General features: G+C 33.8%; 9 protein-coding genes, 1 tRNA gene and 1 other RNA gene. 6 read left to right on the forward strand and 5 right to left on the reverse strand.

Annotation, left to right across the window (positions count from 1 at the left end):
* Positions 1-99: 99 nt before the first annotated feature.
* The gene (locus ACIQ56_RS10445) at positions 100-582 is read left to right on the forward strand and encodes a PhoPQ-activated protein PqaA family protein (protein ID WP_397601012.1); all 483 of its coding nucleotides are present in this window, start codon (positions 100-102) and stop codon (positions 580-582) included.
* An 87-nt stretch (positions 583-669) separates the two neighbouring features.
* Here ACIQ56_RS10445 and ssrA read toward each other — a convergent pair.
* Positions 670-1,031, reverse strand: a transfer-messenger RNA (tmRNA) gene (gene ssrA / locus ACIQ56_RS10450).
* Positions 1,032-1,134: 103 nt separating this feature from the next.
* On the reverse strand, positions 1,135-2,787 hold the full coding sequence (locus tag ACIQ56_RS10455; protein WP_397601004.1) for an NAD-dependent aldehyde dehydrogenase: 1,653 nt from the start codon (positions 2,785-2,787) through the stop codon (positions 1,135-1,137).
* A 169-nt stretch (positions 2,788-2,956) separates the two neighbouring features.
* On the opposite strand from ACIQ56_RS10455, the gene ACIQ56_RS10460 reads away from it, so the two are divergent.
* Positions 2,957-3,265: a hypothetical protein gene (locus tag ACIQ56_RS10460; protein WP_397601005.1), complete on the forward strand. Its 309-nt coding sequence runs from the start codon at positions 2,957-2,959 to the stop codon at positions 3,263-3,265.
* A gap of 63 nt (positions 3,266-3,328) precedes the next feature.
* Here ACIQ56_RS10460 and ACIQ56_RS10465 read toward each other — a convergent pair whose 3' ends face one another.
* Together ACIQ56_RS10465 and ACIQ56_RS10470 are read right to left on the reverse strand one after the other, a co-directional pair.
* Positions 3,329-3,907: a hypothetical protein gene (locus ACIQ56_RS10465; RefSeq protein ID WP_397601006.1), complete on the reverse strand. Its 579-nt coding sequence runs from the start codon at positions 3,905-3,907 to the stop codon at positions 3,329-3,331.
* A gap of 18 nt (positions 3,908-3,925) precedes the next feature.
* A complete protein-coding gene (locus ACIQ56_RS10470) occupies positions 3,926-4,465 on the reverse strand; it encodes a hypothetical protein (RefSeq protein ID WP_397601007.1) in 540 nt (179 codons plus the stop codon).
* Between the two features lie 98 nt (positions 4,466-4,563).
* Between ACIQ56_RS10470 and ACIQ56_RS10475 the strand changes: the two genes are divergently transcribed.
* From ACIQ56_RS10475 to ACIQ56_RS10490, 4 genes are all read left to right on the forward strand, one after another.
* Positions 4,564-5,364, forward strand: a complete 801-nt coding sequence (locus ACIQ56_RS10475; RefSeq protein WP_397601008.1) for an inositol monophosphatase family protein — start codon at positions 4,564-4,566, stop codon at positions 5,362-5,364.
* A gap of 70 nt (positions 5,365-5,434) precedes the next feature.
* On the forward strand, positions 5,435-6,043 hold the full coding sequence (locus tag ACIQ56_RS10480; RefSeq protein ID WP_397601009.1) for a hypothetical protein: 609 nt from the start codon (positions 5,435-5,437) through the stop codon (positions 6,041-6,043).
* 33 nt (positions 6,044-6,076) lie between these two features.
* Positions 6,077-8,860: a DNA topoisomerase 3 gene (locus ACIQ56_RS10485; protein WP_397601010.1), complete on the forward strand. Its 2,784-nt coding sequence runs from the start codon at positions 6,077-6,079 to the stop codon at positions 8,858-8,860.
* Between the two features lie 86 nt (positions 8,861-8,946).
* Positions 8,947-9,023: transfer RNA gene (locus tag ACIQ56_RS10490), tRNA-Met, on the forward strand.
* A 184-nt stretch (positions 9,024-9,207) separates the two neighbouring features.
* On the opposite strand, the gene ACIQ56_RS10495 is transcribed toward ACIQ56_RS10490, so the two are convergent.
* Positions 9,208-9,531: a hypothetical protein gene (locus tag ACIQ56_RS10495; protein ID WP_397601011.1), complete on the reverse strand. Its 324-nt coding sequence runs from the start codon at positions 9,529-9,531 to the stop codon at positions 9,208-9,210.
* Between the last annotated feature and the right edge of the window lie 58 nt (positions 9,532-9,589).

A 9,589-nucleotide genomic window follows, 5' to 3' on the forward strand; every position in this document is an offset into this window, starting at 1 on the left:
GTGATGAGTTGGTTCTGCCAATCCATTGGTAGCTCCTTTGTTACTTTTTTTTAAGCAACAATTAACTAACAAATTGGAGCTATTTCTTCAATCTTCACAATATCTTTCTCAACTCTTAACTGGCATTTAAAATATGTCCCAAACTCAAGCCATTTTATATCTAAACCCATTATTGAAAATTCAATTATTTCTTTTAGTAATAATTTAAATTCAAATTTTAAATCAAAAATAATCTCTTATAAAATACTAGAAAAAAACATGGGAAATTTAATTGAAATTAGACTAATTTTTAATAAAGATGTTAAAAAAATTTCTTTATGGCAAGCAAAAAATGAAACGGAAAGAGATTTTAGATTTGCATGTGGCATAAAATATACTGAAACCGAATATCCTATACCTAAAAATCACCGCTTAAAAATTGTTATTCAAAAGCCAGAAAAAGGGTGGGAGGCTTCTTTTATTGAAATTACAGATAAGAATGCCTTTGTTCAAACAACTCCAAATATTGTATTGCCTAGAAGAATATATCCAACTGCTATTAGTAAAGAAAAAAAAGACGGGTGTCGTATTTTGCCATTATAGGACATAAAAAATCATAATTTATTTGTTTATTTGTTAATTCATTTTATAGAGATATCATAAAAAAACCCTACATATAGTAGGGTTTTATGGTGGAGGTGCCGGGGATCGAACCCGGGTCCGGATAGGCATCACAATTGGCGCCACATGCTTCTTCTTTCATTAAATCTTACTTGATAGCCGGGGAAAGACACCCTACTACACAAGCCAGTTCGATTAATAGGTAAGTCAAACTACGAACAGAAGTCGGAGCTTACCCGCACGTAAATTAACGGCGATTTTGAATGCACGTGCTGCCGCACCCAAGTCACCGGCTCTGTGTTTTTTAGGCAGCGAGAGCTAGATTAGTGTTTTTGCCACTTCTGGCTGCCACAACGTTTTAGAGAGGCGCTGTAACCAACCCCTGCATGCTCCTTTCACTCAACTCTCTCCGTCGAAACCAGTTCACCCCCAAAGAAATTCCTTAAAACATGCTAAATTAAGGAAATATAGCAGTATTCTATTTTGAAGATAGGATCAAGTTGTATCAATTTTTATTATTACAAAATTTAATAATTACCCTTTTAGAGCAGCAAAAATAAGTTTCATCATAGAATAAACACTTTGTGAATATTCATACTCAATTAAACATTCTGCAATTTCTAATGTATTTTTATTTGTATAAAACCAGGCTGGAGTTGGCCAAATTGTAAAAGGAGCATGAATTACTGACTTTTCTGGAAAATCAAATAAAAACCCATTATGAACAGTTCCAATTCCAGACTGAATATCTTTCAAAGTAGCGCCAGGATAAGCTCCCCAAGTCGTAGAAGCAAACGCATAAGAAAGTGCGGACCAGCAATTAATTCCAATAGTACCATAACGTAACGTTTCCAATGCATACTCAATATCATTGTGATGAATTTTTTTTGTTAATGGATCAACTAACAAAGAACAGCTCAATGTTCCCCAAATTTTATTATTACAAAAATCAACCGCTTTATGGACAAAATCTGTTACATTATTTGCTATAATTGAGGTTTCGGTAATTATCCCACAAAATGCCTCATTTTCAAAAGCATAATTATTTGTATTAATATCAGGAATTAATGTCCAAGGAATACACCCTGCTTTATTATCTCCAATAATTTCTGCATGGTTATATTGCTTTAAAAATCCTGAATATCTATCCCATGCTCCAGGATAATAGGCTTTTCTAGATGGAGTCGATTTTAACTCTATTCTCAAATAATTTAAAAATAATTCTCTCTGCTGCCAACCTTTGCAAGTAACAATGACTTTCATTGCATTACAATTAAAACTTGCATTATTTGCGACAACACTTGCAATCTGTCTAGCATGATAAATAAGCTCTTCATCCGTCCATATTCCAGGAACAACAATTACTGGAGTGACACATCCAAGTTCAGAGGTTATATTTTTATTACAAATCATGTTGTCATTTAATTTTTTTTGGTTAATTTCTTCTATCGTTCCCTTACCCCAAACAATTTTATCGTGGGTTAAATGAGAACCTGTTATATTTATATCATCCACTAAATTGTGGTTACATAAATATTCTCCAATCTCTCCTGTTCCTTTAACAAAAAATAAAAATCCATCTTGAATTAAGTCAACAAATATTTTATTAAATATCTCTAACAAATAATCATTTACAGGATTAAGTTTAACAATACACACTTTTCCTTCATTATATAATTTAGTCAAAGCGTCTAGAGGAGAAATACTTGAAACATTACCAGCACCAAGGATTAAACTCACCGCTGGTGTCGTATTATTTTCACTATAAACAGATCCTTGAGTAGGATACTTGTCTTTTTGTATCCAAACTTCGGATTCAAAACCTCTCCAAATAAAGGATTCTTTAATATTTTCTGGCATCACTTTTGCAACAAATTGTTTATTATCTCTTTGAAATATTTTATTTGGAGTTGGTTTCCCATTTTCTTTTAATGCTTGTATTAAATATCTTAATTGTCTCATTAAAATTGCTGGACCCGCTAAGAATTCTTGACCAACTATATCACTATTTGCAGAACCTTCTTTTGCTCTTGCAGATACTTCAGCCCATTGTTTCGATTCTAAAATTAAGCTATCCATTGCTGATTCTAAATAACTAATTTTTAGTTGAATATTCAATTTAAGCCATTTTTGCTTATTTTGCGAAAGAATTTTAAGAGCGTTTTCTAATTTTATATTGTTCAACATAGTAAGATATCCTTATACAAATAAAAAATGGACTTGACTATTTACATATCACAATATATTTCGTTATAGTTACCAGGTTGGCCAAAACTCTAATTAGGTTATTTTCAAACTAGGGTAAATGGCTGCTTTTTATTTTTTAACTCTCTTTTTTTTACTTGGAGAATATAACATGGCATTTAAAACACTCCCACTTTTTGCCGTTTCTGCAATTTTACTTTCTGGATGCACAAGCACTTGCGGATCAAAAGCAGAAACTCCAGCTGCTGATGCCGCTGCACCAACTGCTGCACCAACTGCTGCTCCTGCTGATGCCGCTGCACCAACTGCTGCTCCAGCTGACGCTACTGCACAAGCTCCTGCTGATGCCGCTGCACAAGCTCCTGCTGCTCCAGCTGACGCTGCTGCACAAGCTCCTGCTGCTCCAGCTGACGCTGCTGCACAAGCTCCTGCTGCTCCTGAAGCGCCAGCAGCTAAGTAATTTTACATTACAAAAAAAAGCAGGCAAAAATATTTGCCTGCTTTTTTTTGTTTCTTTAATATTTTATCTATTTTTAAAATTATCAAAACATAAATAATCTCTATTTTCGCCCCACTTAAATATTAAATTTCGATTAATTTGATTTAATTTATCAGGCGTAGATACAATAAAATCAATTTCACAAGTTCCGACAGAAAATATATTTTTTAATTCTATTAAAATAAATTTTTTAGTCTTATTTAAATTTAAATTAATATTATCACAATCGAAAGAATTTAGTTTTTTTTTAAATGTAATTAAAAATTCTAAATTAGAAACTCTATCTGGGGAATAAATTAAAAATGGGATTCCTGGTTTTTTTACAGAGATACAATTTACATATTCTCCATTAAATTTCCATTTATTATTTGAAGAAAGAGCGGTACCAATAATTTTTGTATCTCCAAAAATTTTAATTGTAGTTTTTTGAAAATAATTTGGAGTGTTTGATGAAGAATATTCTCCATTAAATAAAATATCTCTTGGTATTTCATATCCATTTTCATTTCTATTCAATAAATTGGCATTGTTTCTAGTACAAGAAGTAAAAAAAACAATTAAAACTAAATTCATAAAAAGGATATAAAAAAATTTATTTATCATTTTATGTCCAAAATAAACTTATATAGTTACTTTATTATCAATCCACTCTCTAATGCTGGTTAATTCATTTTGAAAATGATCCGATATTCTGAGATCCATAAAATTTTTAAAAAGTTCATCTATAATATTTGTTAATAATGTAGATGACGAAATTCTTTGAGTAATATGAGCTTGGGAATCGGCCTCTGAAATAGAAGGCAACCTTACATTTCTTAAGGATAAATCTTCACCTAAAATAGAAAAACTCCATTGTCTTTCTGCATCTTGTAAAATAAATTTTGCCTCATGAACAAGTTTTCCAGTTCCTAAAGCACTTCCCGCTTCAAATGCATAAGCTGGCGTTCCGCCCTTTAAACTATTTTCACGCACCGAACCACTCGTACTACTTAAGACAATTTTGTCATCGATATAAAGATGATATGTTCCATAATTTCCAATAGTAAGTTTATGATTTTGCGTTTCACTTTTAAACCATAGCCAAGTGAGAAATTCCCTACCTAAAAATGCTCTATTTGTTTGGAGAAATCTTAACTCATCATGTAAATTATCATTTAACATGGATTTATAGCTCCTTTGCTAAAACGCTTTTTGCGTTTTGATTGAAGATACACTAATACTGTCAAAGATGTTGGGCAATATGAAGTGAAAGGATTTTTATGAATTCATTAGAAGAAATTTTTAAAACTGCAAAACAATGTGCACAAGTAGCTTCTCAAATGAGCCTTGAATTTAAACATGGAATTGACCCACAAAGTTTAAAAAATGACAAATCATGGGTCACTTCTGCAGATAAAAAAATTGAAGAAAAATTAAGAGAAATTATAATTAAAAATCATCCAACTCACTATATTTTAGGAGAAGAAGAAGGTGGAGAAATTGGCAATGATCCTGAATCCTTTACATGGATTTTAGATCCTATCGATGGAACATTTAGCTTTGTACATAATGTTCCTTTTTATTCTTCTCTTATTGCCGTTTTAAAAGGTAACACACCTATAATTGGTATTGCTTGTCTTCCTGCCTTAGGAATTACAATGAGTGCAATGAAGGGGAAAGGAGCTTTTATTAATGATGAAAAATATCATAAAACTCCTTTGGTTGGTAGTTCACATATTGAATTAATTGCAACTGCAGATGTTTATCGATTTTATCTAGAAAAAAAAGATAATTTAATTCAAAAACTTTATGGGAAAGATCTTAAATCTAGAACATATTCTGATGCCCTAGGGTATTATATGCTTTTACGAGGCTCTGTAAGAGTTTTTATTGATCCAAAGGTAGAAATTTGGGATGTTGCTCCTTTCCATGTAATCATGCCCGAAGCAGGGTTCACAATACATTCATGGAATGGCGAAAAAACCCTTAAAAAAGGAACAAGTATTTCTTATGCTATTGATGAGCAAAACTTGCCTATTAATTGCACAGATGTAGTTGAACTCGCTTCGCAATTTGCTTAGTATATAAATTAATGAAGAAATTATTAATTTAATATATTTGATATTTAAAATCTCATAAGGAGATCTTGTTATGAAAAAAAGGCGCCGTTTTTATTTCACAACAATGATTTTCTTTATTTTCTTACCAATTCAAAGCTGTATTACTTTATCTAATAAAGAAACAGTTATTGAAAGGAGTGAAAAAGATCAACCAGAATGGATTCAAGATAATTGGCAACAAAATGTTGATAAAGATTCTATCTATCTTATTTTTAAAAAAACTGATATTTACAATTTAAATCTGGGTCTTAAACAAGCTCAATCCGCAGCGATTCTTCAAACCTCACATCTTATCATGAACAAAATTCAAAAAACTTTGCTTACAAAACTTCCAGCCTCTTCCAATAACTCAAATAAAAAGAGAGACTCTATTCTTTATGAGCTTTCTCAGGTCGTTACAAGCAATAGACTTGCGGTTGTTTCGCAACCCGCTTTACCCAAAGATGTCTATTGGGAATATCGCCAAAGGGATACTGACAACGGTCCTGAAAGATTCTATATAGTATGGGTTTTGCTTTCAGTTCCAAAAATAGACTATGAGTCTGCTTTAAGGACAACAGCACGAAGTCTAACAAAGTCCGAACATTCGGATATAGTAGATTTGGGCCAAAACATTTTACAGCAAATGAATCCTCATTAATTTATGAGGATTTGAATAACGATAAGGTGAGATATGGATAAAGCTTCTAAGTGGCTCGTCATAACAGAAAAACCATCGGTTGCAGGAGATCTCGCAAAAGCGCTGGGTGGATTCGAAAAAAAAGGCGACTACTATGAGTCACCAAAATATTTTATCACCTGGGCTGTAGGTCATCTTTTAGAATTACTGGAACCCGAAGAATTAGACCCCAAATACAAGCGCTGGTTACTTCAAGATCTTCCTATTCTTCCTTCTGAATTTCAATACAAACCCAAAAAAGGGCAAACAGAACGACTCAATCATATAAAAAGCCTTGCTAAAAAATCGGAAGTTGTCGGTTTTATCAACGCCTGCGATGCGGGGCGAGAAGGCGAACTTATTTTTAGAGAAATATTTGATTTTTGCGGACAAGATAAACCATTTAAAAGACTTTGGCTGCAAAGTATGACGCCTGAGTCTATCCGCAAAGGATTTAATTTAGTTAAACCTGGAAAAGAATATGACAATCTTGGAGATGCCGCTCGCTGTCGCGCCGAAAGCGATTGGCTTATTGGCATGAACGCAACTCGTGCTGTCACAAAAAGATTAAAATCAAGAAACACGAAAGGCGTGTGGTCTGTTGGTAGAGTACAAACACCCACTCTTGCTCTTATCGCAAAACGTGAATTAGAACATTTAAAACATAGACCAGAACCTTATTTTACCATTGAGGGACGCTTTTCTACCTCTAGTCATGAATATTCTGGTGTTTGGTTTGATCCTAACTTTAAAAAACCAGTTTCTTCTGACGAAGACGATCTTCAACATTATTCAGAAAAAGAAGATCGCATTTTTTCAAAAGAACGTTTGGATCAAATTTTAAATGATTTTAATTTAAATAAAGGCAAAGCAACTGCTTCTGAAACAAGAAAAGAATCTAAAGAAATTGCTCCTCAATTATTTGATTTAACTTTATTGCAACGCGAAGCAAACCGTAAATTAGGCATGTCTGCATCTAGAACATTACAAGCAGCTCAAAGACTTTACGAAAAACACAAATTGTTAACTTATCCAAGAACGGATTCTCGTTACCTTCCTGAAGACTATGTTAACAACGTAACAGATGTGATTAAAGAGTTTTCCGCAATTCCAACAGAATTTACAAAAGCTTGTCAAAAAATATTAAAAACAGGATTATTAAATAAAGAACGTATATTTAATGACAAACATGTTTCCGATCACTTTGCCATTATCCCAACAGGTCACTTTCCTTCAGAAAAATTAGATGGCGATGACGCACGCATTTATAATCTTGTCTTAAAAAGATTTCTTGCCGCTTTCATGCCTCATGCTGTTTGGGCAAAAGTAGAACGCCTCACAAAAGTCGGTTCCCAAACATTTAGAACTCGTGTTCAAGATCTTCAAGAACCAGGCTGGCGTGAAGTTTATGGACTCGATACTGAGGAAGAAAGCAAACTTCCAAAGCTAAATGAAAAAAGTCCAGAGGCTGTGACACCTGTGCAAACAGAAGATATCACCCCACAAACAAATGCGACAAAACCACCTGCACGTCTTACTGAAGCAAAATTACTTTCATTAATGGAACATTGCGGACGCTCCATTGCGGACGAAGAAATTGCCGAAGTGCTTAAAGACAAAGGAATTGGCACCCCAGCAACACGTGCCGATATTATCGAAAATTTAATTGCCAAAGAATACGTAAGCCGTTTTGGGAAATCTTTAAGAGCCACCTCAAAAGGAATTCGCTTAGTCGATGTCTTGAGCCGTATTCCTATTGATACTCTTTCCAAAGTAGAGCTCACAGGTGAAATTGAATTCGATCTTCGTAAAATGGAAAAAGGACAAAAAAAACGTTCTGAGTTTATGCAAGATATGTTTGATTTTACTTCTTCTATTGTAGATAAAGCACGCACATTTGAATACGATGCCATATTTAAACACGATCCTTCTTTAGGTAGTTGTCCTGTCTGTAAAAAAGGAAAGGTATTTGAAGGCTTTTGGGGATATAAATGCAACTTAGCTGGCAATAGCAAAGAAAAAGTAGGTGATGAATGCACATTTATTATTTGGAAAGAAAAAAATCAAAGATACATTGATCGCAGCCTTGTTGAAGAAGTTCTTTCAAAAAACATTGCTGGCCCCTTTGAATTTAGCAACTCCAATGGCACCTCCCACTTTGAAGAGTATTTGACCATTTCCCCTGTCAAAGGCATTATCTTTTGTGAGCAAAATGGAGATCCAAAAGAATCTGCTACAGGATATGATGTTGTTGTCCTACATGAAGAACCTTTACCAGAAACCTTCTTAAAGTTACCAGGTTTAGTAAAAGTAACAGAAAATGCCTATTTGTGTGAGTTTGGTGTCCAAATACCCGCTGCCGAAACAGCGGCAAATGAAGCTGTGGAAACAAAGCCTAAAAGAGGTCGTAAAAAAGCTTCCGCAGAGGGCTCCACCGAAGAAAAAGCGAAAAAGAAACCTGCAAAACCTAAAAAGATAAAACGACTCATTTCACGCATGCCTCGTGTTTTATGTGGACGCGAAATGAGCCTAGAAGACTACAAGTCTTTTATCATTACAGGTTCCACCCCACCTATCGCCGACTTTAAATCTAAAAAAGGGCGCCCTTTTGCCGCTGCTCTTCATTTAAAAGACAATGGAAACTTTGAATTTAAATTTGTTTCCAGAAAAGCTCTTTTAGGCGAAGAAACAGTTAAAACCCCTAAAAATACAGAAAAAAAATCGGCTAATAAAGCAAAAGTCGTTAAAAAAACAAAGAAAAAAGACTCCTCCTCAGAAGGCGAATCTTCTTCCGTATAAAAAAAGAGAGCTTCCTTAGACCAACATCAAACGAAGCTCACTTGACTTTTATAAAATATCATACTATTTGCTTCATTCACGATTGTGGCAGGGTAGCTCAGCTGGTTAGAGCGGAGGTCTCATAATCCTCAGGTCGGTGGTTCAAGTCCACTCCTTGTCACCATTTCTCTTTTTGTTTATAAATCCCTTTTAAAAAAATATAAATTAAAAATTTAAATCTTTTTTTAGAACAAATTATTATGTTTCTTTATGATTTTATTAACCGAATTAAATAAACTAGAGTTGAATAGCGATACCCGACAGATTTAGCTAAAAGTGATAGCGCAACTGCTCTTTGTCTTGGTTTTTTAATCAGTAAAAACAATATGGTCTTTTTTTCCATTGCAAAACGCAATATGAGCAATGGTTTCTAAAGTTAGATTTCCAGAGCCTTTTAGAATTTTTGAAGCCATTGATAAACTTAATTCATGTTCTTTTGCAAAACCCCTAAAACCAAGATTATTTTCAGCCATTACTTTTGAAGCAAATTTAGAAACATCTTCATGCAAAAGCCTTAATGTTTCTAATTCTTTCTCAGCCTCTCTGTCAGCTTCTGCTATTTCTTCTTCCGAAAGATATTCTTTAAAGACATCATCTATCTTTTTAAGTTGTATAGTGGTAGGTAGAGACATGACTTTTATTTCCTTTCAAATAAAGTAATTCATTGCCATGAAACCCCTGCAGAACCGG

This window comes from Silvanigrella sp. (assembly GCF_044369315.1).
Classification (GTDB): domain Bacteria; phylum Bdellovibrionota_B; class Oligoflexia; order Silvanigrellales; family Silvanigrellaceae; genus Silvanigrella.

Coding starts and splice junctions, on each gene's coding strand:
- ACIQ56_RS10455 (WP_397601004.1), bottom strand. CDS start 2,787: ATGTTGAACAATATAAAATTAGAAAACGCTCTTAAAATTCTTTCGCAA.
- ACIQ56_RS10460 (WP_397601005.1), top strand. CDS start 2,957: ATGGCATTTAAAACACTCCCACTTTTTGCCGTTTCTGCAATTTTACTT.
- ACIQ56_RS10465 (WP_397601006.1), bottom strand. CDS start 3,907: ATGATAAATAAATTTTTTTATATCCTTTTTATGAATTTAGTTTTAATT.
- ACIQ56_RS10470 (WP_397601007.1), bottom strand. CDS start 4,465: ATGTTAAATGATAATTTACATGATGAGTTAAGATTTCTCCAAACAAAT.
- ACIQ56_RS10475 (WP_397601008.1), top strand. CDS start 4,564: ATGAATTCATTAGAAGAAATTTTTAAAACTGCAAAACAATGTGCACAA.
- ACIQ56_RS10480 (WP_397601009.1), top strand. CDS start 5,435: ATGAAAAAAAGGCGCCGTTTTTATTTCACAACAATGATTTTCTTTATT.
- ACIQ56_RS10485 (WP_397601010.1), top strand. CDS start 6,077: ATGGATAAAGCTTCTAAGTGGCTCGTCATAACAGAAAAACCATCGGTT.
- ACIQ56_RS10495 (WP_397601011.1), bottom strand. CDS start 9,531: ATGTCTCTACCTACCACTATACAACTTAAAAAGATAGATGATGTCTTT.